This window comes from Bacillus sp. MYb56, assembly GCF_002976445.1.
Lineage (GTDB): Bacteria > Bacillota > Bacilli > Bacillales > Bacillaceae_G > Bacillus_A > Bacillus_A mycoides.
On record NZ_PCOH01000002.1, the window covers coordinates 99,955 to 122,688 of the forward strand.

Annotated in this window: 24 protein-coding genes and 1 pseudogene; 7 read left to right on the forward strand and 18 right to left on the reverse strand. The window is 34.0% G+C overall.

What is annotated here, in order from left to right; translation table 11 throughout:
• Positions 1–62: 62 nt before the first annotated feature.
• The 7 genes and pseudogenes from CQ058_RS02950 to recQ all read right to left on the reverse strand — a co-directional run bounded on the left by CQ058_RS02950 (position 63) and on the right by recQ (position 7,617).
• Positions 63–1,070: an HAAS signaling domain-containing protein gene (locus CQ058_RS02950; RefSeq protein ID WP_002192852.1), complete on the reverse strand. Its 1,008-nt coding sequence runs from the start codon at positions 1,068–1,070 to the stop codon at positions 63–65.
• A complete protein-coding gene (locus tag CQ058_RS02955) occupies positions 1,057–1,404 on the reverse strand; it encodes a PadR family transcriptional regulator (protein WP_002013008.1) in 348 nt (115 codons plus the stop codon). Before CQ058_RS02955 ends, CQ058_RS02950 begins: the two co-directional genes overlap by 14 nt.
• 168 nt (positions 1,405–1,572) lie before the next feature.
• Positions 1,573–1,905, reverse strand: coding sequence for a DUF952 domain-containing protein (locus CQ058_RS02960; protein WP_002189854.1), 333 nt, complete (start codon positions 1,903–1,905; stop codon positions 1,573–1,575).
• Between the two features lie 74 nt (positions 1,906–1,979).
• The gene (locus tag CQ058_RS02965; protein WP_002189855.1) at positions 1,980–4,055 is read right to left on the reverse strand and encodes a HelD family protein; all 2,076 of its coding nucleotides are present in this window, start codon (positions 4,053–4,055) and stop codon (positions 1,980–1,982) included.
• A gap of 117 nt (positions 4,056–4,172) precedes the next feature.
• Positions 4,173–4,909: pseudogene (locus CQ058_RS32225) on the reverse strand (class I SAM-dependent methyltransferase).
• Between the two features lie 181 nt (positions 4,910–5,090).
• Entirely contained in the window at positions 5,091–5,474 is a 384-nt protein-coding gene (locus CQ058_RS02975) for a gamma-glutamylcyclotransferase family protein (protein ID WP_002032638.1), read from the reverse strand.
• A gap of 25 nt (positions 5,475–5,499) precedes the next feature.
• The gene (recQ, locus tag CQ058_RS02980) at positions 5,500–7,617 is read right to left on the reverse strand and encodes a DNA helicase RecQ (protein ID WP_002189860.1); all 2,118 of its coding nucleotides are present in this window, start codon (positions 7,615–7,617) and stop codon (positions 5,500–5,502) included.
• Between the two features lie 232 nt (positions 7,618–7,849).
• On the opposite strand from recQ, the gene CQ058_RS31690 reads away from it, so the two are divergent.
• The 4 genes from CQ058_RS31690 to CQ058_RS02995 all read left to right on the forward strand — a co-directional run bounded on the left by CQ058_RS31690 (position 7,850) and on the right by CQ058_RS02995 (position 10,410).
• Positions 7,850–8,011, forward strand: a complete 162-nt coding sequence (locus CQ058_RS31690; protein ID WP_002189862.1) for a hypothetical protein — start codon at positions 7,850–7,852, stop codon at positions 8,009–8,011.
• Positions 8,012–8,710: 699 nt separating this feature from the next.
• Positions 8,711–9,334 carry a hypothetical protein gene (locus CQ058_RS02985; protein ID WP_002189863.1) on the forward strand — a complete coding sequence of 208 codons (624 nt, stop codon included), beginning with the start codon at positions 8,711–8,713 and terminating at the stop codon, positions 9,332–9,334.
• A 129-nt stretch (positions 9,335–9,463) separates the two neighbouring features.
• On the forward strand, positions 9,464–9,820 hold the full coding sequence (locus CQ058_RS02990) for a hypothetical protein (protein ID WP_000606233.1): 357 nt from the start codon (positions 9,464–9,466) through the stop codon (positions 9,818–9,820).
• Between the two features lie 137 nt (positions 9,821–9,957).
• Positions 9,958–10,410, forward strand: a complete 453-nt coding sequence (locus CQ058_RS02995) for a hypothetical protein (RefSeq protein WP_002012998.1) — start codon at positions 9,958–9,960, stop codon at positions 10,408–10,410.
• A 51-nt stretch (positions 10,411–10,461) separates the two neighbouring features.
• Here CQ058_RS02995 and CQ058_RS31695 read toward each other — a convergent pair whose 3' ends face one another.
• From CQ058_RS31695 to CQ058_RS03005, 3 genes are all read right to left on the reverse strand, one after another.
• Positions 10,462–10,647, reverse strand: a complete 186-nt coding sequence (locus CQ058_RS31695) for a hypothetical protein (RefSeq protein ID WP_002085081.1) — start codon at positions 10,645–10,647, stop codon at positions 10,462–10,464.
• Between the two features lie 132 nt (positions 10,648–10,779).
• Positions 10,780–11,229 carry a DUF6884 domain-containing protein gene (locus CQ058_RS03000; RefSeq protein ID WP_002189864.1) on the reverse strand — a complete coding sequence of 150 codons (450 nt, stop codon included), beginning with the start codon at positions 11,227–11,229 and terminating at the stop codon, positions 10,780–10,782.
• A gap of 20 nt (positions 11,230–11,249) precedes the next feature.
• Positions 11,250–12,458 (reverse strand): hypothetical protein, encoded by a 1,209-nt coding sequence (locus CQ058_RS03005; RefSeq protein WP_002192850.1) that lies wholly within the window; start codon positions 12,456–12,458, stop codon positions 11,250–11,252.
• Between the two features lie 176 nt (positions 12,459–12,634).
• On the opposite strand from CQ058_RS03005, the gene CQ058_RS03010 reads away from it, so the two are divergent.
• Entirely contained in the window at positions 12,635–12,823 is a 189-nt protein-coding gene (locus tag CQ058_RS03010; RefSeq protein ID WP_002032631.1) for a DUF4017 family protein, read from the forward strand.
• Positions 12,824–12,844: 21 nt separating this feature from the next.
• On the opposite strand, the gene CQ058_RS03015 is transcribed toward CQ058_RS03010, so the two are convergent.
• The 5 genes from CQ058_RS03015 to CQ058_RS03035 form a co-directional block, all read right to left on the reverse strand.
• Positions 12,845–14,542, reverse strand: coding sequence for a M3 family oligoendopeptidase (locus CQ058_RS03015; protein ID WP_033728234.1), 1,698 nt, complete (start codon positions 14,540–14,542; stop codon positions 12,845–12,847).
• Positions 14,543–14,647: 105 nt separating this feature from the next.
• Positions 14,648–15,577, reverse strand: a complete 930-nt coding sequence (gene ppaC / locus CQ058_RS03020) for a manganese-dependent inorganic pyrophosphatase (protein ID WP_002189868.1) — start codon at positions 15,575–15,577, stop codon at positions 14,648–14,650.
• A gap of 150 nt (positions 15,578–15,727) precedes the next feature.
• Entirely contained in the window at positions 15,728–16,393 is a 666-nt protein-coding gene (locus CQ058_RS03025; protein ID WP_002189869.1) for a lytic polysaccharide monooxygenase, read from the reverse strand.
• A 387-nt stretch (positions 16,394–16,780) separates the two neighbouring features.
• Entirely contained in the window at positions 16,781–17,296 is a 516-nt protein-coding gene (locus tag CQ058_RS03030) for a DinB family protein (RefSeq protein ID WP_002192848.1), read from the reverse strand.
• 255 nt (positions 17,297–17,551) lie between these two features.
• Positions 17,552–18,055, reverse strand: a complete 504-nt coding sequence (locus CQ058_RS03035; protein WP_002065767.1) for a GNAT family N-acetyltransferase — start codon at positions 18,053–18,055, stop codon at positions 17,552–17,554.
• 105 nt (positions 18,056–18,160) lie between these two features.
• Between CQ058_RS03035 and CQ058_RS03040 the strand changes: the two genes are divergently transcribed.
• Together CQ058_RS03040 and CQ058_RS03045 are read left to right on the forward strand one after the other, a co-directional pair.
• A complete protein-coding gene (locus CQ058_RS03040) occupies positions 18,161–18,802 on the forward strand; it encodes an HD domain-containing protein (RefSeq protein WP_105589448.1) in 642 nt (213 codons plus the stop codon).
• A gap of 1 nt (position 18,803) precedes the next feature.
• Positions 18,804–19,076, forward strand: coding sequence for a P-loop NTPase family protein (locus CQ058_RS03045; RefSeq protein ID WP_002012986.1), 273 nt, complete (start codon positions 18,804–18,806; stop codon positions 19,074–19,076).
• Positions 19,077–19,130: 54 nt separating this feature from the next.
• On the opposite strand, the gene CQ058_RS03050 is transcribed toward CQ058_RS03045, so the two are convergent.
• The 3 genes from CQ058_RS03050 to CQ058_RS03060 form a co-directional block, all read right to left on the reverse strand.
• Positions 19,131–19,496: a carboxymuconolactone decarboxylase family protein gene (locus tag CQ058_RS03050; protein WP_002085063.1), complete on the reverse strand. Its 366-nt coding sequence runs from the start codon at positions 19,494–19,496 to the stop codon at positions 19,131–19,133.
• A 125-nt stretch (positions 19,497–19,621) separates the two neighbouring features.
• Positions 19,622–21,112, reverse strand: coding sequence for an alanine/glycine:cation symporter family protein (locus CQ058_RS03055; RefSeq protein ID WP_002189873.1), 1,491 nt, complete (start codon positions 21,110–21,112; stop codon positions 19,622–19,624).
• Between the two features lie 132 nt (positions 21,113–21,244).
• Positions 21,245–22,729 (reverse strand): aldehyde dehydrogenase family protein, encoded by a 1,485-nt coding sequence (locus CQ058_RS03060; protein ID WP_002142091.1) that lies wholly within the window; start codon positions 22,727–22,729, stop codon positions 21,245–21,247.
• Between the last annotated feature and the right edge of the window lie 5 nt (positions 22,730–22,734).

Here is a 22,734-nt window from a genome sequence, read left to right on the forward strand (position 1 = left end):
TTCATAATGTTAATCTTCTTTCGCTATCTTTTTAATAATTTTATTTTACCGAAATTTCCGTTTTATTTCCACATACGAACACTAGCTTTTCGGAAACCATCAAATATATTTAATGCAGCAGATAAAATGTAAATGAGAATACCTCCACCGATTAACCACGTTTTAAATTCCTCTAGAGAAATAGTAAACACATTTGCCACATACGTAATGAATCCTTCGTTAAATAAATGAGGATTTACTACAATTATAATGAATACTATTGTTCCGGTTATTTGAAGAATTGTATTTCCAATTGCCAATCTTGTCGTCCATTGTCCCTGTACTAACTTATAAAGAGATATAGCTACTTCGAAAACGATCATAACCACAACGATTGGCCAGTATTGAAGTAAAACATCTTGATTAAACGTTGGCACTACAAATTTCAGGCCATTTTCAGTACCTTCATATACACCAACAAGGTGATTTGCATAAAAATAAAATGTAGCCCATATTGCCGTCCACATCAAACCTCCAAAAACTTCAAACTTCGAGATCGACTTTTTCTTTGGAACATACGAGATATTTTTCAAATCATCAGGAGTCCATTTTTTTAAACTTGTCGTCAACGGTTGGGTACCTTTGTCTTTATCTGTTCTTTCTAAAATAGCAAATACAAGTGTCAACCAGAAAAATACATGGAGGCCTACTTCGACAATTTCCCCAATGCCTTTGCCTATCAATTTTAAAATAACATCTAATACTGCTTGATCACCACTATAGCCTATAAAATTTTCTGCAACCATTGCAATGAGTGCGATAACAGCTGCAATTGGTATAATCATTTTTAATAGCGTCGTATATACATCAAAATAGCGTGGTCCAATTAAATGCATCGGTCTATCCAAATACCCATTAGCCAATGAAACCGGGCTCCCCAATTTTTCGAGAACGATCTTCACATCATCTTCATTATAATCGTCTGATAACATATCCTCTATTGTCGACCGTAGCTCAAGCGTAATATCTTCACGATTTTTTTCAGGTAATCTCTTCGCAACTTCTTGGACGTACATATCAATCAAACTCATTCTCGTCCTCCTCCTTTAATAAGTTATAAAGTTCTTTTGAATCCTTTATCCATTCCTTTTTCAACTGCAAAAATATATTTAATCCATATTCACTTAAAACATAGTACTTACGAGGTCTACTCTCCGTTTTATCCCAACTACTCGTCACTAGCTCCTGCTTTTCTAATCGGCGAAGTAGTGGATATAAAGTACTTTGATCTATCATGATTCCTGATTGCTCCAATAATTGGACAAGCGAATATCCATATTGCGGCGTTCTTAGTTGACTTAAAACCGCTAATGTCAATGTCCCTCTCCTTAGCTCAGTAATTAATGAATTTAATAAAGTATCCATTCACCCACCTCATTTCCATTACTATATGTCATACAGTATGTGTTTTATACTATGTATCGTACAGTATTAGTGTGACAAAAACAATAATTTTTCAAAAAATATATACAATAAAAAGCACAAACTATATAATTTGCGCTTTTCTAGCTAACTTAAATACCTATAACACTCTTAACTTTGTCCCTCTGGTAATAAAAAATCTCCCTTTTCTTTAAAAAATGGAGCAACACCTACAATTGCCTCAAAATTGATTACTCCATATACATGCGGGTATTCTTGACCGTTAGTAGCAAGTTCATATTTTATTTCTGCTTTTACTAGGGATGGATCAATTGTAAGTAATAAAACATCTTCTTCATGACTGAAATATGTTTCCGCAACTATTAAAGCTTGGTCTAATAATGAACAATGAATAAATCCCTCTTCTATTAGTGATTTTTCATTAATTTCTCTAGTTGTTTTTGCGATTTCCCAATTTCTTTTTGTTATTACTTTTGTAATCATATCCATTCCCCCTATATCCTTATATAGAAAAAAAGAGGTTTTTCTGTTTATTACTAGAAAATCCTCTTTTTTATTTATTTTATCCCCTTAATTAATGGCGACGCTTCCCCACTATGGAAAATCCATAAATCATGAAGCGATCTCGTACATCCGACATACAATAATTTCGCATCATGTTTTGTATTTTTGTAATGTTCCTCATCAACGTCGATTAGAAGTACGGCATCAAATTCTAAACCTTTCGCCAAATATACAGGTACTACCGAAATACCACCTTCATATTTGCTTTGATCTGCTTCAATGACATTAACAGTCAACCCTGCATTTGTTAACTTCTCATATATATCACGGCATTCATCGTCTGTTCTTCCAATTACCGCGATTGTTTTCACATCTTCAGTTTGCAAATGCTGTAATGTCTTTAAAACTTCAGTAAATTGGTCCTCTGCCGGAATTACTTTCACGTCTTCACCGCTACGGAAAACTGGAGTTGCCAGTCCCACTGGAATCTCTGCATTTTTAATTATTTCATTCGCGAATTCAATAATTTCTTTTGTAGAACGATAACTTCTCGTCAATTCGTAATAACCTGTTTCTTGGAATACTTCCTTAAAAGCACCCCAGTCTTCAATTCCTTGATAATCATAAATCGCTTGAGATAAATCACCTAATATAGTGAAAGAATTACCTAGTGTAATTTCTTTTAATACATATACTTGGAATGGCGAGAAATCTTGCGCTTCATCAATAACGACGTGATGGAACTTTTGTCCAATTTCAATTCCTGTTATGCGATGTTGTATGTAAATTAAAGCTGGTAAGTCTTCTACATACACTTCTTTTTTACGACAATTCTTTTCTGTTTCTTGAACAAGTTCTTCAGGTAATACTTCGAGTATTTCTTTACTCTTTATCATTGAATTATATAGTGAGAGCGGGCTCATTTTCGGCCAAAAATTCATATATGTGTTCAATCTCTTTGTCGCTTCTTTTTTTAGTAATTTTTTCTCGTTTGTTTCTCCAAACTTTTTAAGCTCAATTTCAATCCAGCGCTTCATACGGCCGACTAAACGTTCTCTTCTTTTCTTTAATGGATAGTGTTTATATTCAACCTGCATCCATTTTTTAACGTCTTCCACTGGAATAACAGCTTTATCCCATGCCTCAAAATCTTTTGTTGGCACTAAATCTTTTTCAAATTGAATCATTCTTTCTTCAATAAACGACTTAAATTCCAGCGTGCCTTTCAATTTACCTAGCATAACCTTTTTTTCATCGCGATTAATTGAGAAAGCTTCTTTCAATTTTTCTTCTGTCTGCTTCAGTTTCACCGAACCATCTAACGTACGTAATGCCCAATCTGGAAACGTTGTTTGACTAATATTTCCTACCCCTAACTCAGGAAGTACACTTGAAATATAGTCTAAAAACAAACTGTTTGGAGCGAATACGATCATTCTCTCCGCTTCAAGTTGTTCACGATATTCATAAATTAAAAAAGCAAGGCGATGTAAAGCGATTGTTGTTTTTCCGCTCCCTGCAACCCCTTGAATTAATAACGGTAAGTTTCTTTCCGCACGAATAATATCATTTTGCTCCGATTGTATAGTCGAAACGATATCTTTCAATTTATTATCTTTATTCTCACCTAATCGATATAGAAGAAAATCATCAGCATGTGAGACATCTTCATTTCCTTTCACATATGTATCAACAACACGTTCTAGTTCTCTCTTTCGAATCGAAATGTTTCGTTTTAAATAAACATCTCCTTCTACTAATCCGTCTGGTGAATGATAAAATGCTAATTCTTCTCCACCGGTAAATGAATAAAACATACTTGCGACAGGTGCACGCCAATCAATTACAATTGGTTTCATCGTATCTTTATCTGAAACACCTACTTTACCGATGTAAATCGGCATTACATCTTCCTTGCCATCCTCCTGAAAATCTAATCTTCCAAAGTACGGCTCATGTATACCAATACGTAAGCTTTGTCTATTAGACTCCCTCATACTTTCAAGAATTTGTTCTTTAAAATCTTCTCCATAATAAACCGGGATTTTTTCAAGCTGTTCTAATTGATCATCCATCGTACTTAAAGTATCTTTCATTTTTTGTAACTCTTCGTCAAAAATGTTGTTCATTTGATGATTCCCTCCTGTCCGTTCCAATTTTTTCAGTCGAAATATAATTGTATTAAAAATCCATTCATAAAGTCAATAGTTTTAGTAAGAATTTTCTAAATTAAAAAAGAGTAGAGATTAATCCCTACTCTTCCTTACTTTAATTCGATATGCCAAACATTCATTTAATGTTGCCAATTCTTTATATTTTCGTTTTTCAAAATCATATGCTCCCCCAGGGAAGAATCCCATAATACTTAAACCAGCTTCAGCACATAGATTGCTAATCTCATCTACCGTATAACATCGTAAAGACTGTGTTACTACATCATTTGGATAATTAGGGTCCCACCAATGATCTAACATTCTTTCATTTATACTATCATATTCGTATTTTCGCATAGCTGCACTTAAGGACATTTCTTGTCCACTTACTTTTTTCCAATACAATGGTTGATAAATATCAATAAGTGCACATCCTTCATTCAATTTTTAATCCGTTTTAATAGAATCAATTGCTCATCATCTGTTCCTACACCAAAACCGTCTAAATAACTAACAACATCAAACTTTTCTTCAAAGTTAATTTTATAAAAATCTGCGCAATGAATATCTATATTATTAGTAGAATGTTCTTTTGCAAACATAACTAACTCTGGTACAAGTTCAACCGTAGTCATTTTCACTTGTAACCTAGACATCGCCCTTGCAAATCTACCATTTCCTGCTCCTAGTTCTAACATCGTTTGAAATGGATGACCAACTTGTTCTTGAACTTCTTTAGCAACCTGCTCTAACCAGCTTTCTGTATTGATATCGTAATTCGACAGTTCGAATTGTTTTTGGTAAAATTCCTTCACATTTAATTCGTTCATTATTATTCTCCTCCTGCACTAGACTTTTCTGCCACAGGTGAGAAACTAAATTTCTGACACCCATAAAAAAAACCATTCTTATTTCTCTATATTTACAATTTATCAAAATAATAAGAATTTTAAAAGTACCAATATAAAAAGCAGATAATGGTCGATTCCACTATCTGCTCTATAGCTGCTTTTATTTTCCTTGTTGATACTCCACCCAATCACCAGAAATGATAACTTTCTTTAGCATCTCTTTATCTTGAGCAATATACACAAATGCACGTATTTCTCTATCACCTAAATAAATCGTTTCGGTGATTCGGTCATATAAATCACTCTCTGCATTACCTGTGTATTCTTCAAGTTCATCTAACTTTTGCAGAACATCATCATTTACTTCATAAACTTCTCCGTATACTTTGTCCTCATTTGAACAAATCATCGCAGGATACCCTTCGTATGTATCAAATAATTTACCATACGTCCATGCTTCGTCTGCGATGCATATTGCACCTTGCATAAAATGAGCATTCGTTTGCTCTTTTCTTAACGTGCCATACACGAAAACGTGATGCATAAATCCCTATCCCCTTTATATGTCTCTACTTTCTAATTTGTAAATAAGCACGAATCATAAAGTAACTCACTTCATTTGGAAGTTGGTCCTTAATCGATTTCAGACCACCCTCTGCATTTTGCACGGCAGTTTCAATCAGTGATTCATATTCTGCAGGAACAAAACTGTTCCAGTCTACTTCCATTCCATCTTCAAAGCAGCGAATTAAATGATTTTCAATTGTTTGTCTTGATAAGCTACGTTCTTTAGCAATTTCATCTAGATCAATGCCTTGTTTATACATTTCATACGTTTCTAAATGAGAATTCGCTGACGCTTTTCCTGATTTTTTACTCTCTGAAACAACTTCAGTCTTAATTGTTTCCGCATAGTTTGGGTTATCCTCAATAAAGTGCTGAACTGCTTGTAAGAAGTGAGATCCGTACTTCACAAGTTTGTGTTCTCCGATTCCTTTTACAGTTAGGAGTTCGGAGTCACTTTGTGGCATTTTCGCACACATATCTTTTAACGTTTGGTCAGAGAAAATAACGAACGGCGGTACACCTTCTCCTTGTGCAATTTCTTTACGCACTTCACGAAGCACTTCAAATAAAGGATGGTCTTGAACAATTTGTCTCGTTTCTACTCGTTCTTTGCGTAAAACATTCTCTTTACCAAGTAATACTTCTTTTCCTTTTTCCGTTACTTTTAATGTTGGATACGTACCATGTTCAACTGCAATTAACTCATCTGAAATTAAAAACTCAATAAACTCACTGACTTCTTTTACACTACGGTTTGATAAAAGACCATACGTTGGCAAAGTATGAAAATTAAATTCAATGACTTTCTTATTTTTAGATCCAGTTAATACTTGTGCAATCATTTGCTTTCCGAATCGTTGGTTCGTCCTAATCATACAAGATAGTACCATTTGGGATTCTCTCGTCACATCGATACTTTCACGGTCATCCGTACAATTACCGCAGCGACCACAATCTTCCTTCGGCTCTTCTCCGAAGTATTGCAAAATAAATGATTGTAAACATTGTTCTGTATGACAGTAATCGGTCATATTTTGGAGTTTTTCAAGCTCATTTGAAAAACGTGATTCTCCAGTTGATTGATCGATTAAAAAGCGTTGTACTTGCACATCTTGAGAATAATATAACAAAATACATTCACTATCTAATCCATCACGACCAGCACGTCCTGCTTCTTGATAGTAACTTTCCATATTTTTTGGAAGTTGATAATGGATAACGTAACGTATATTCGATTTATCTATACCCATTCCAAATGCAGATGTTGCCACCATAACACTTATTTCATCTCGTAAAAAGAGTTCTTGCTGTTCATTTCGATCGTGGTCGCTCATACCAGCATGATATTTCGATACAGAAACTCCTGCTTTCCCTAAATCTTCATATAACTGATCGACAACTTTTCTTGTAGCTGCATATATAATCCCAGATTCCTTCTGATTTTGACGAATATAATCCGCTAAATAAGCATTACGATCCTGTCCTTTAATGACAGAGAATGATAAGTTCTCGCGCTCAAACGTTGTCATAATCGTATTTTCTTGATTAATTCCAAGTGTGTTGCAAATATCTTCACGAACTTGTGGTGTTGCCGTCGCAGTTAACGCTAATACGAGCGGCTTTTCTGGAAGATAATCTAATATGCGATGTATATGTAAATAACTCGGACGGAAATCATGTCCCCACTGCGAAATACAGTGCGCCTCATCAATTGCAATCATCGGGATTTTCATATCGATAAGTTGATCAACAAATTCCATTGAATCAAGACGCTCAGGCGCCACATAAAGTAACTTATAATGGCCTTGTTTCGCTAATTGAATTCGTTGATTTGCTTCTGTAATAGAAATAGAACTATTAATATAAGTAGCTGAAATACCGTTTTGTACTAATGTATCTACTTGGTCTTTCATAAGTGAAATCAAAGGTGAAATAACTAATGTCGTTCCTTCGAATACTAATGCGGGAATTTGATAACAAATTGACTTACCACCACCCGTAGGCATAATACAGACTGTATCTTTCCCATCTAATACATTTTTAATTGTTTCATCTTGTCCTCTTCGGAATGACGAATAACCGAAATAAGACGCTAAAAGTTCTTGTGCTTTTGTAAACAAAAAAGAGTCACCTGCTTTTCTTTATCTTTCATCTATTCCCATTATATCATCAAACTGATTCTCGCCACTTTGAATTTTATAAGTATTTGAGTTCTATTTGCTTCCTACGTTTTCCAACATAAAAAAACAAATCTAGTACACAAGAAGAAAGAATTTCAAAATAAATATTCATTTAATTTACCTTCCTAGAATACTACTAATCGTATACATATGAATTTGAGGAGGTTAAATTATGAAGAGTCGTTACAATAATTCCAACAAACCTAAAGCATTAAATAAACAACTCCAATTCTCTAATAATGATGCGTGGAAATATGAATCATTTTATAAGTATCAGCCCTTATTTTCTTATAGCAAGCTTATGAATTTCCTTTCTCAACTTTTTAAACGTTAATACATGTGCCAAATATATATCATTCAAACAAATTTTCTCAACATATAACTTCTAGACTAACTACAATACAGTTGTTACCATATATAATAATCTGTTAGATAACCCCCTTATGTTGACCTGCTTAAATTAGCAGGTCTTTTTTTATACTTACATATTGCAATGTATCGTAGCCTGGCTGAAAAGTCTTTTCTCCATTTTAGAACCCTATTCCGCTCTCCACAAATGATTATAATTCCAAAAAGCAAAATATAAATCCGCTACATTCATACAAGCAATTCATTTTTTCTCAATACACAAAGTGAATTTCATTTGTTACTATAAAAGTACTCTAGATGAGTTTTTGCTCATCAACATTATCTAGTTAAAGGGATCTGCCGCGGGAAGCAGATCCCTTTAACTTTATTAAAAAGCACCCTTCTCATTTGGACACATTTACCAGGGTTTTTTGAAAGAATTTTATGTTAATATTACGTAGTCGAGTCCGACATCTCGGCAATACCCTTTTGAGGTCCTGCAATTTCCCTTGCAGGACCTCTATTATTTTAAAATTCTTTTTATTCATATATATCATAAGTGTGTTTTTTTATTCCCCTTCAACTTTCTCCTTTTCCAACTCTCAAAAAAACTCTTGGACACGTAACTTAAAAATAACGTTTATCATATTGTGAGATATACATGTTCAAAGGAGTGTAACTATTTATGTATACTTATTGGCAATCGTATTACTCCCCTTATCATATCACTAATGGAAACTTCGATTCATTTGTACGAAATTACCGAGTTAGTAAAAACGAAAACTTTCTAAAAGGATATATGCGTTCTTTATGGGAACAACACGTTGCTTGGACACGATTAGCCATTATAGGCATCATCTTTAACTTGCCCGACGTAAACGTTACCGTTGGACGTCTTCTACAAAATGCAACACACATGGGGCTATCACTTGAACCATTCTACGGAGAAAATGCAGTGAAAAAATATAGTGCATTAATTAAAGACCACTTAACAATCGCTGCTGATCTTGTTAAAGCCGCAAAAGCTGGTGATCAAAACGCAGCGGCCGCTATAGAAAAGAAATGGTACGCTAATGGTGATGAAATCACTGAATTTCTTAACAGTATCAACCCATATATAGATAAAGAAGAATTTAGAAAAATGTTTTATGAGCATTTAGCGTTAACGAAAGCGGAAGCACTTGCCTTCCTAAATAAAGATTATGATGCCAGTGTAAAACTATACGATAAAATTGAAAAAGAAGCATTAGAAATGGCCGACATGATAACAGACGCAATCGTAAAACAATTTCCGCAAGTATTTCAATAAAAATAAGCCGATTTGAAAAAACAAATCGGCTTATTTAGTTTTCTATCAATGATATTTCACTACTCCTCTTTACATTTAACGTATATCGATATATTTTATTAATATCCGTTTTTTATAGGAGGAAATAGTTTGATTAACGCAATTGGTCTCGTATTTATTCTCACAAATAAGCACGAGAAAAAGAAGAAAGTTTATCTGAATGAAAAATTCGCATTAATAGACATTATTGATTCTAAAGAAGTATTTGATGATGAAGGTAACTCATTAGTAGAACTAACATGTAAATACAGCATATACTTAGATGAAAAATACTATTGTAAATCTCTCGATGATTATACTGGACAAGTATTCCCCTTCTTAAGCGCAAAAATAGGAAAGGGACTTCTTAGAAACTTAAATTATTACTTTTCTTACGTTGATGCCTATGATAAAAAACCACCTGTTAAAGAAATAAGACCGCTTATGAAACAAGTAACTAACAGATAGCGGACAGTAATCAAAAAGAAAGCACCTAACTTCAGATGCTTTCTTTTTTTGAATCAGTAACTCTCTAACTTTCATCTCCTTCTAAATATATATACCCACGCATACTTTAAAATAAAAACATTGGAGGATTAGGCTGAATGAAATATTCAGAATCAATCGTAAGTAAACGGCTTCGAAAACTTAAAACAACTGGTATGTTTTTTATACTATTTTTAATCGCATGGCTTGGATATACAAAATTCCTTTATGGAAATGGTTTTCTTCTAGAAAAGAAAAATTCAGTTGAAGTAATGAATACTAGCGTTACTGGAGAAATAGAAAAGAATTTCGATGTAAACTTACAAGGTTTTCGTAAAACGAACCTTGATACACTTATAGATGCTAGTAAAACCGATCCTAGCGAACTATCCTTAATTGAACTTATCAACACATCTTGTTCTAAAGATTGCATTGGCGAACCTTTAACTTACGTTAAATCAAACCACGGATATATCTTTTATAAGGAATCTAATGGTACTAATGTAGCTTTAAAGATTATAAAACAGGATTCATGGGAAATTGAAAAAAAATCTGTTCAAGATGGAATTTAAAAGGTTTATACACAAAAAGAGTACTTACTTCAAAGTACTCTTTTTAAAATATTACCACTTACGACATTTATCATCATCGTCGTCACGTTTACGATTGCGACGGCAATCATCACAATCACAGTCACGTTTACGTCTACAACCACAATCATCACAATCTCTGCGTCTACATCTTCCAAACATTAAATCATCCCAAAATCTATTACAATCTCTGCGTCTACAACCACAATTATTACACATGAATATGACTCTCCCCTAATATAAAATAGAATTCATCATATTCTATGTTTAAAAACGTAAAAAGGCTTGTTTACTAGTCTATTTTAAATGTATTAATTTAGCATAATTTGAATCTATATTACTAATTTATCCCTATACTTCCTTCTGCGCTTCCACTGCCCCATTCAACCTCTGCAACATATACCCAATCCCTCTACATCCCGCTAACGGATATGTGATGATTTCTTCTGGATATAACTTCTTCACTACTTTTTTATGCTTCTTCCCCGCAAGTAAGACGATCTCTTCAAACTGATGTAAATCTTTATCAATCATCTGTTGTTTTAATTGTTCTATGCTAATAATCTCATTACTATTTGAATCAAATGCAAGATCATAATTTTCCTTTACAATATCATTTGGTCTTAAAAATCCATGCTTTGCTGATAATATAACCCAATTCTCGAAAAACTCAGTTGCATACGCCTGACATGCTTTTCCGAATGGACTAATATATACATCTTTTGCCTCTGCCTCCCCATACTCTCGGTAATTATCCCAAATTTTCTTCTTTCCGCATGGAATTATGCATAACCTTTTCATTGTTATTTCTTACCTCGCTTCTAACTTTTTAAATATAAAAATAGAGAATTCTCCACTTCTTCATACTCAGCTTCTATGTCTCCAATTCCCACAACGTTCCAACTATTATTTTTTTCTACCGGTTTTTCATTCATAATGATATGAACTTGTTTCATATTTTTATAATCTTCTTCAAAAGATGCTAAAACAGGCTGATTTAGCATATATGTTTTATTATGCATACTTACACTTACAAAGGTTTTATGTAATGCTTTATTTCCCTTTAAATTTACGTTCATTGGATTAAACATATTTAATTTTATATCCCCTATAATATACAGGTGATATCCTTTTTTCTCATTAAATTCTTTAAAATCCTTGTCTCTTTCGTTTTGAACAAAATGAATCATTTGCTTTGTTTCATTACTTATTGTAATTTCATTGTTTAAATCCAAATCCACATTTATATTTTGTTTTAAAAAAGCATATAGCGATTTATCACTATTAAAGAAGCTCGTTTTCCACTCAGGAAGGATTTCATCTAATAATAAACATAAAAACATTCCTGAGCTATAGCAACTCTTTCTTATGTTACAATTAGCTTCATATGCATCTAAAATTAATCTACTATATTTTCGTAATGTTTCACTTTCATCATTATTGCATACTGTATTGTAAGCATTCATTTCAACATACCAAGCAGGCCCTTCTATACTTTCAACCATACACTCGTATGTTACAAACTCTTCTTTCATAAAATTAGCCCTTTGCTCTCTTAGTTCAATAAATTGCTTAATATAGTTATTCTTCTCAGCTTGTGACTTACAATGAACAGCATCATATAAACAAATTCGTTCTTTATTTCGTAATTCAATATTTTCTTCTAATATAGGATATTGAAATCCTAGAGATTCATTTGGAAATCTACTTTCACCATTCAAATATTGATAACAATGAAAAAGTTCATGCACTACAATCGCAAATAAACTTTCATAATCTCTATACCTATTCATATTGACGATGGCAGTTGGATAATCTTTGAATATGATGAATGTATCTCCTTTAAATTGTTCATTCCAATTTAAAACGGTATACCCATCATCATCCTCTGTCAGAAATAATGGATGATGAAATACATACACATACTCATCATCATACAATGCAAAAGCAGCCCTCTTAAAATCAGGCCATAACTTATACAATAACTCCATATTTATATCTTGCTTCATTCTATTTAATATATTGTCCATTATACAAATCCCCCCTATATCATTCTATATATATATCATCTACCCTATTTTCAAATAACCATTTCATTTACATAATTACAAAAATATATATCTTGTACATAATTTTCCAAATACAAACTTATCATGTATTATATAAATATAGTCATAACATTGGTATTAAAAGGAGGTGAACAATTATGAAAAATATACTCCCAGCATTATTAGCTTATATTATTGTTTGTATCATCGCAATTATCATTCCAGCATCTGACGGCTATAATAATGTAGGATGGAAATTATTCGTTGGGCAAGCGTACGCAATACCTATTTTCATTATTGCTGCTATTGTTACATTTTATATAAACAAGAAACGATCTTATGAATAAAGAGGATAGCGAATGCTATCCTTATTTTAATTCACTTATAAACTTCAACACAGCTCCAGCAGTACTTTGTACCGTTTCTTGCGAAAAATCAAATGCAACACCTGTATTACCATAAATTTCCTGTACGGAAACATTCCAATCCGCACTCGTTCCCTCTTTAAAGAAAGTAATCGCTTTTTCTTGATTCTCCCGATATATTTGAAATAATTGTAGTGCTCCTAATTGTGCAATTGCATATTCAATTTTGTAAAAAGGATACTGAATATAATGGAACGATTCTATCCAACTCGCACCAAGCCCTTCCTCATAGCCTGTAATATCGATTGACGAAAATTTATACCTTTTACATAATTCAAGATATTTCTCATCCCGTTCTTCTGATGAATGATTTGGATTGGTATAGAGCCAATGCTGAAATAGATCACCTGAAACTGGCGTAATTAATAAAGACAAAGCTCGATGCAGTTGTTCTCGTTGTGCTTTCTTATATTCATTCTCTTCCTTATAAAAAATGTTAAGTTTATCCATTAGTAATAGCTCGAGACTATGAGAATACAACTCAGCTACTTCTTCACGAAGATATTTTTCTTGCATACTACTTTCATTGTTAAACTGTTTATTGAAATGAAGTGCATGACCCACTTCATGTATGAGTGCATTAATTGCGTTAAATGATAGACTAAAATTAGAATAAATAAAAACCTCTTGGTTATAAGGTAAGGTAAAACAAGCAGCCCCCGGCGCCTTATTTTCCCTTTCTTCTACGTCAATTAATCCTGATTTCCTTATATGAATAAATTCCTCATGAAAATATGAATCTGTCTTTCTTAACATCTCTTCAATCCCATCCAATAAATCATTGGAATTTTGAAATGAAACTTTCTGCAATGTACAAGGAGCAAGATCCCATGGAAGATACGCTTTTACACCAAGATCCTTTTTAAAAAGATTCCCTAATCGTTTCCATACGGGTACAACCAGCTTCTCTATAGATTCATGAAGCGTATAACAGTCTTCAATACTATATTCTCTGTTTTTTAGCTTAAAAATATATTCGCTATAATTGTTAAACCCTGCATTTAGGGCCATTTGATTCCGTAATTGTACAAGTTCATTCATAATACAATCTATTTCTGGTTTTACTACACTTCGTGCTTCACATAAAGCATGCCATGCCTTTTCACGAATGCTTCTATTTGGGTTATCCAACTCTGCTTTAACGTATGCGTACGTCCTTATTTCGTTGTTCCAATTGATTGTTATGTTAGACATAATTTCTCTATACTTCGTTATAAAACCCTCCTCCTTAACGGCAAGAGAAATATTCTTTTCATTAAATAATTCGCTGTTCACCAATCTTACTTTTTTCATGTATCCGTATTTTCGTTCATCCAATAGCTTTGAAAACGGACAATCACTAAATTTTCGATCAAATTTTGCATTGTATTTTTTAAAAAGTGGTTGAATACTATTTTGGTTATATTTATGTAGATTACGTATTGTACTGTCTTTCGTATCTCTATACACAGCAATTAATTGACTCGTTAACACCTCTTCTACTTCAGCAGTTAAACGCTGTTCCTTTATTAGCCATTCCTCTAATTCAGCAACAGAAGAAATATTTTGATTTAAAAGTGATTGAAATTTGTTTTCCAACGTTTCCAAGTCATAACATTTCCTATTTCCATCCCTTTTTAACGTCTTTGAACCATTAAACATACGCAAACCTCCTTGTTTAAAATTATAATTTTCTGTCATTTTTTCAAAAAAAAACAAGTAGCCAATATGACTACTTGTCCTTTCTTTTATCCATACTCTATAATATTAAGCTTGGAATGTTTCTGTTAATACAGGAACGATTTGTTTTTTACGAGATACAACACCTTTTAAAGTAGCTGCGTTGTTTTGTAATGTTACGTTGTAAGCTTTCTCAACAACGTTTGTTGCTTTACCAATCGCAAGACCAACAGAATCGTTAGTTAAGATATCAGTTACAACGAATAAGAATAGGTCCAAACCTTTTTCTTCTACTACTGTAGTGATAACTTTTTCAAGTTCTGCTTGGTGTACAAGAACGTCGTTTGTATCAACAGCGTTTACTTGTGCGATTTCAACTTTCGCGTTACCCATTTGGAATTCTTTAGCGTCAAGAGAGATTAATTGCTCCATTGTTTTTCCGCTTAAATCAGCACCAGCTTTTAACATTTCTAAGCCGTAGCTATCTGCATCTACACCAGCGATTTCCGCTAATTCACGAGCTGCTGCTACGTCTTGTTCTGTGCAAGTTGGAGATTTGAATAGTAAAGAATCTGAAATGATTGCAGATAACATTAAACCAGCAACTTCTTTACGAATTGTAACGCCATTTTCTTTGTACATTTTGTTTAAGATTGTAGCTGTACATCCAACTGGCTCACAACGGTAGTAAATAGGATCGCTTGTTTCAAAGTTAGCAATACGGTGATGGTCAATAACTTCTAACACACGAACAGATTCGATATCGTTAGCACTTTGTTGACGCTCGTTATGGTCAACTAAAATAACGTTGTCCACTTCGTTTGCTACTGTCTCAACAAAACGCGGTCCTTCTACTTTAAAAGAGTCTAACGCAAATTGAGTTTCACCACTGATTTCGCCTAAACGTACAGGCTCAGCATTCATTCCTAATTCTTTTTTCAATTCTGCATAAGCAATCGCAGAACAAATTGCATCTGTATCTGGGTTTTTATGCCCGAAAACTAGTACTTTTTCCATGTTTTCCACCTCTTCATGAAAAGGATATCTTAAAGAAGCAAATATGACAATATTTTAGACACATTTTTTTATAAATAATTGCAGTTTCTTCTATATTTTTCATAAAAAAATCATCTAAAATGAATTAGATGATCAAAATGTATATTTAATTTAAAATAGTGTAGGAACTTGCACTACATTGTTAAAAGCAAAATTGGAATTTAAACCATTATTCACAAGGTTCACATCAATAACTTGATAAAACGCATTTCCAGTGTCCGCAATCTCCCAAACAGCTAAAATAAGATGGTAGCCACTACGGTCAGTTGGTACATTTGCTTCATGCGTTACTGTTGTCCCCGGTCTAACTCCGCCATCATTTTTTACATAGAACGGCACTAAATCTAAACTAGACCTTGTTAAAGGCATATTTGGATTCCAATCCTTCTTTGTAATGTAGTATTTCCATTCTTTCGTACTATGAGGAGCGGTTAGTTTCCACTTGAATGTATTCATCCCGCCGTTTAACGTAACTTTCTTCCACCTATCAACTGCTTGAACGTCTAAAGCAGGAAAATGGCCAGCTCCTGCGATTTGTCCATCAGAAGGTCCTAATTGCGGAAAACCCCCTATTCCTTCTACACTTTGTGGTTCATATTGAACTGGACCGCAATTTACATTTACCCCTTGCTTACATAAATAAGATCGGCTCGCTGGTGATTCTACATACCCATGAGCTGAAGCCTTTTCTGAAAATCCAAATGTTAATAACCCCGTAAGTACTATCCCGCCACTTAATATAACCTTCTTCACCTTTTGTAAACTTGTCTTTTTCATTCTTTCATCCCCTTCCCAAAAATGAAATGAAAATAACTATAGTTGCCTAGTCATCTTCTCTACATCCATTATAAGTGGAAGAGTATTACTAAAAGAACCCTCTAAAAACTTTCTCAAATTCTTCTAGCTACAAAAATATCAATTCTTCACGCATTTTAATTACCAGTTATCAAATCTATTATTTATTTTGTCGTTTTACTGTTAACTACTTACAATTATATATCACTGTGTAGCTTCGAAAAAAGTTTGATTACATTAACTCTATAAACCTAGATAAAATAATACAAAGAAAAAGTGTGTTTTGAAAAAGATTGATCTAAACACGCTTTAAATATACTCAATTAAACCATTCGTTTATAAATAAATTACGAAATTGGCAAAGGTAGTCTAGTTATCGAATAGCCCTCTTCCTCTCAGATTTGCGGAAACAGGCTCCTTTCCTATTTCACGTGCCCATATAGATAACTGGCCGATATGGTGGATTTCATGGACAATGACATGACGTATTATCTCTCCGTGTGTACATTCAATGACTCGGCGCCTGATTGGGGCGTCTCTAGAGCTAATCGTTTCTTCATTGAAATCAGTTTCTGAAAGTTTCCGATAATCCATTTCATTTGTCCAAGATGTCACAAATGGCTTCACTTTCTCGTGATATTGAGCTGAGAGATTTTTTACTTTTTGCAAGCTGGCATACTCTTCAAACAATGGCTCCTCAGGAACTGGCTCACCTCGCAAACCTAAGATCCACATATATTCCACATCTACAATGTGAAATGAAGTATGTAGTATACTGCCGAACCCACCGACCCGTTTCTTTAATAGTTCTTCATCCGGCATGTCTTCGCACAATGTAAACCACTCATCACGAACTTGCCAGTTATATTGAAACAGTTTCAACATCACAGCAACCTCCATCTTTTAGATTAACATTTAATATTCACCAAAAGACTTCAAAATTCCTATTTAAATAATACCTCTTATAAACCTATTAAAACCTTATACAAATTGGCCCTCAAATTGAACATTCAATATGAAGTTAATGAATGAAAAGAAAACCCCTATTATACAGGGGTTTATCAATCTTTTTATAAATCAATACTCAGACCTAATAACAACTTCGTGGTTTGAAAATATCCCTCTTTTTAAATAAAAATACTAAATCATTTTATAATAAATAACCGTTGCATCTAACTCACCATTCGGAGAAATTGCATATTCAGGTATTTTTCCAACTTCTTGATAGTCTAATGATTTATACAATCTATTGGAAGGGTCTCCTTCTCTCGTATCTAGTACTAAAAGAGACCGTTTTTCTTGTTTTGCTCGCTCCTCTGCTTTTTGCATGAGTAAACGTCCAATACCATTACGTCTAAAGTTTGGATGAGTCATTAACTTGCAAATTTCAGCTCTATGTATCCCATTAGGCTTTGTAACTAAATGTAATTGAATACTCCCTGCCACTTCATTGTTTATTTTAGCAACATACAATATCACTTCTGGTGCTAATACAGTTTGCCAATAATTTGTTGCTTCTTTTTGTTCCAGTGGAGGTAAAAAACCAATTGACGCCTCATCATTTACTACAGTTTTCAACAGTTCAGAAAGCTCTTCAATGTCTTCATCAAGTCGTTTAATTTCTTCTATTACTATACTTCGCATTCCTTTTCCCCCTTTTGTTTCATTGTAACAATTTTTAAAGCAGGAATAATGAAATACTAAGATGAAATTATTAAATATATGATTTTTTAGAGAAAGGATACCTATATGAAGTATATATTAGATAGGAAATATGCAAGAAAATTACTCCAGTGGGCATATGAGCAAAACCCAGGTCCGTGGTTCGATCATTCACGTAATGTTGCCCTTGCAACTGAAAAGATAGTTGTTGAACTTATTAATAATGGGTACGACCTAGATGCTGATATAGCATACAACGCTGCCCTCCTGCATGACATAGGAAGATATAAAGGTTTTACTAAATCTGTTATTCATTCCTATGATGGTTATATGTATATGAATGATTTAGGGTATACAGGAAACGCCATTATATGTGTGACGCATTCATTTCCTTGCAAAAATGAGCATTTAGATATCGCGGCAGAGTGGAGCATTGTTCCTGATTATATGGAAAGCCGATTAATTGAAATATTGAATGAAAACAGTGACTACGACTTATACAATAAGGTGATTACCCTTTGTGACGCACTTGCTGATACGGAAGGCTTTACTACTCTTGAAAAAAGATTGGTTTCAGTTGGTTTACGTCATGGCACAACCTCTCATACTTCTTTCCATTGGAAGGGATTCTATGCAATTAAGAAAGAATTAGAATCTTTAATTGGTAAGAGCATATACACACTTCTCCCTAATATAGAGACATCGATTTATAAAAATATAGAATATTAAAATGGGATTTGACTTGATAGAACATAAAGGTAACTTTGATTTTGGATATGAAGATATTGCGGGTATATCTCGGAAATGTAAATTTTCTAATTGTTCGCATACAAATGAACCACACTGTGCAGTAAAAAAAGCTATCTCTGACGGCATACTTTCTGAAGAAATATTTAATAGTTTTTATAGAGATTTAAACGAGGCACACTATGTTTCTAAACAGAGTAATAAAACAAAAGCTATCGACTATATGAAACAATTGAAACTCTTTCAAAAAAATTAGACTAAACTAGAAAGTCCCCCTTAAAAGAATATTTTAAGGAGGGCTTTTTCTTGTTTAATGACTTTGATGTTTCAATTCCACCAGACATTCTTGTACTAAGGTTACTGCCTGACTCATTGCAGCTCCCCCAGCAAACGCGGCTGAAACACCACAAGCTTCTAAAATTTCTTTATCAGAACATCCTTGGTCAATACAGCCCTTCGTATGATAAATCGTACAATATTCGTCTTGTGTTGCTAAACTAATCCCTAATGCAATGAGCTGCTTTTCTCTTTTAGTTAATGTACCCTCCTGAAAACATGCTTGTGTAAAAGCGTTATATGTTTCTGCAATTTCAGGGATTTGTTGCGTAAAATTCCCTATACCTTCTTTATAATCAAGTAATACATCATTTATAGAGCCATATTGTTGATTTTCCATCGTATATCCTCCATTCATTTTATTCACACTTACTTTAGTATGAGATAAAATGAAGGACATATACAAATATTTACTTTAAAAAATAGAATGAATTTTCAGTTTATTTTACTTTTAAATTTGCACATCTACAGTTTCAGCCCATTATCTACTGACACTTTTTCTTTAGAATTTTTCCTTTCAACCTCTTTATTTCTTTCTTCCCAAAATGTTAAACCTTCAATTCCCACATTTTTAGGATCAAACACTGGATCTTTCCCTTCTTTTTTCTGCGTTTCATAGTCTTTTAACACTTTTAATGCCGTTTTACTTAATAATAGAATCGCGATTAAGTTTAACCATGCCATACTACCGATTCCTAAATCTCCAAGGTTCCATAATAGCGACGCTGATTCTACGCTACCGATGTAAACCATAATTAAAAACCCAATTTTCAAAACTGGTTTTAACCAGCTATATTTGAGGTCACGATCTAAATAAGTGAGTGTCGTTTCAGCGATATAGTAGTACGCGAGTAAAGTTGTAAATGCAAAAAAGAAGATTGCGATTGAAATAAATAATGGACCAAATCCTGTCATAACAGTTTCAACTGCTTGTTGTGTATAAATTGGACCTGCATCTACATTTCCCATATTCTTTACAATAGCGCTTTTCCCTTCAGGTATTACATTATACATACCTGTTATTAATATCATAAGAGCTGTCGCTGTACATACTACAATTGTATCAATATATACAGAAAACGCTTGAACTAGCCCTTGTTTTGCAGGATGTGATACTTCAGCAGCAGCTGAGCTATACGTCGCTTCTCCAACACCAGCGACATTTGAAAATACAGCACGTTTTACCCCCCATGCAATTGCTGCACCGACGATTCCGCCAAACATTTCATTTACACCAAAAGCACTTGAGAAAATTAAAGCAAACATACTTGGAATTTCCGTTACATTCGCAATTAATACGATACATGTAACAATTACATAACCAATTGCCATAAATGGAACTAGCATTTGAGAAACGCCCGCAATTCTCTTTACGCCACCAAAAATGATAGCTGCTAATAATACGACTAACAATATACCAGTTATATATTTGCTAATACCATTAGAATTTTCAAATCCAACTGCGATACTACTCGATTGAATACCTGGTAATAAAACGCCATATGATAGTGTTACAACGACCGCTACAATGACCGCAAACCATTTCATTTTCAAGCCTTTCTCAATGAAATATGGCGTACCACCACGGTATTCATTGCCTACTTTACTTTTATATACTTGTGCTAATGTTGATTCAATAAATGCACTAGCTGCTCCTAATAATGCCATCACCCACATCCAAAATACAGCTCCAGGTCCGCCGAAAGCGATAGCTGTCGCTACTCCTGCGATATTACCAATTCCAACCCTACCTGATAACGCCAAACAAAATGCTTGAAAGGATGATATCCCAGTCTCCGAGCTCTTCCCTTCAAATAATAGTTTAATCATCTCCTTAAAATAGCGAATTTGTAAAAAACGAGTTGCAATTGTGAAATACACTCCTGCTCCTAATGCGAAAACAACTAAACCAATACTCCAAACTTGCCCTACTAACCATTCTACTAACTGCTCCATCCAAATCCCCCTTATAATTCTTTTGAAAAAGCAATTTTATATATAAGAAAACGGACAACTATTATTAAACCTTCCAGTTGTCCGCATCTCTCATTATTTCATCCCTCTATTTATTAACAGTTAGACTCTCTATTACTTTATATTTACCCAAACACTTTTCACTTCTGTATAGTTATCAAGGGCGTATGAACCTAATTCACGTCCGATACCAGATTGCTTATATCCACCAAATGGTGCAGCTGCATTTTCTAAGTTATAATCATTAATCCACACTGTTCCTGCCTTTAATTTATTGGCAACTTGATGTCCGGTTTTAATATTTTGTGTCCATACGCCCGCAGCAAGCCCGTAAGACGAGCGATTTGCTCTTTCAATTACTTCTTCTGTCGAATCGAACGGGAGTACAACGACAACTGGTCCGAAAATTTCTTCCTTAACGATTGTCATATCGTCTGTAACATTTGTGAATACTGTTGGCTGTACAAAATAACCTTTTTCAAATGCACGTTTACCACCAGCTGCAACAGTAGCACCTTCAGATTTTCCTTGTTCAATGTAATTTAGCACACGCTCTTGTTGTTTTTTAGATACGAGCGGTCCCATTTCAGTTTCCGCCTCCATACCTGCCCCTAGCTTCACGTCATTCGCCATTTTTACAAGTTCATTTACGACTGTTTCATAATGTTTTCGGTGGACAAACACGCGAGATCCTGCGCTACAATTTTGACCATGATTATACATAATGCCTTGGAACGCACCGTTAATCGCTTCTTCTAAGTCAGCGTCTTCTAAAATGATGTTTGGTGACTTACCACCAAGTTCTAACGTTACATGTTTAATTGTTTCTGCAGATTGACGCATAATATATTTCCCTGTAACTGTTGAACCTGTGAAAGCTACTTTATCAATATCATGATGGTTTACAATTGCCGATCCTGCTTCAGGACCGAAACCTGGTACAAAGTTTACGACACCGTTTGGAAAACCAGCTTCTTTAAAAAGCTTCGCTGTATATAGTAAAGATAAAGGTGTTTGCTCTGCTGGTTTTAATACAATCGTACAACCCGTCGCAAGAGCGGCTCCCATTTTCCAAGAAGACATAACGAGCGGAAAATTCCACGGGATAATTTGACCTACAACGCCAACCGGTTCATGGCGTGTGTAATTTAAATAATCTTTTGAAATTGGAATGGTTTGCCCAATAATTTTTGTAGCCCATCCCGCGTAATAGCGGTAATTTTCTACAGTCGCTGAAATATCATCATCAAGTGCTACTTGATATGGTTTTCCATTATCTAAAGCTTCCAGCTGTGCTAATTCTTCTCTATGCTCTTCAATTAAATCTGCTAATTTATAAATAAGGTGTGCTCTTTCAGCAGTAGTCATCTCTGCCCACGGGCCTGATTCAAAAGCAAATCTTGCCGCTTTTACTGCGACATCAATATCTTCTTCTTGCGCTTCACATACGACTGCTAGAACATCTTCTGTCGCTGGATTGTATGTTTCAAATGTCTTCCCACTTATTGAAGAAACAAATTCACCATTAATGAACATTTTAATTTCTTCATTTAAAAACGCTTTCACTTTTGGTTTCAGCTCAATGTTTGTCGTTAACATATATA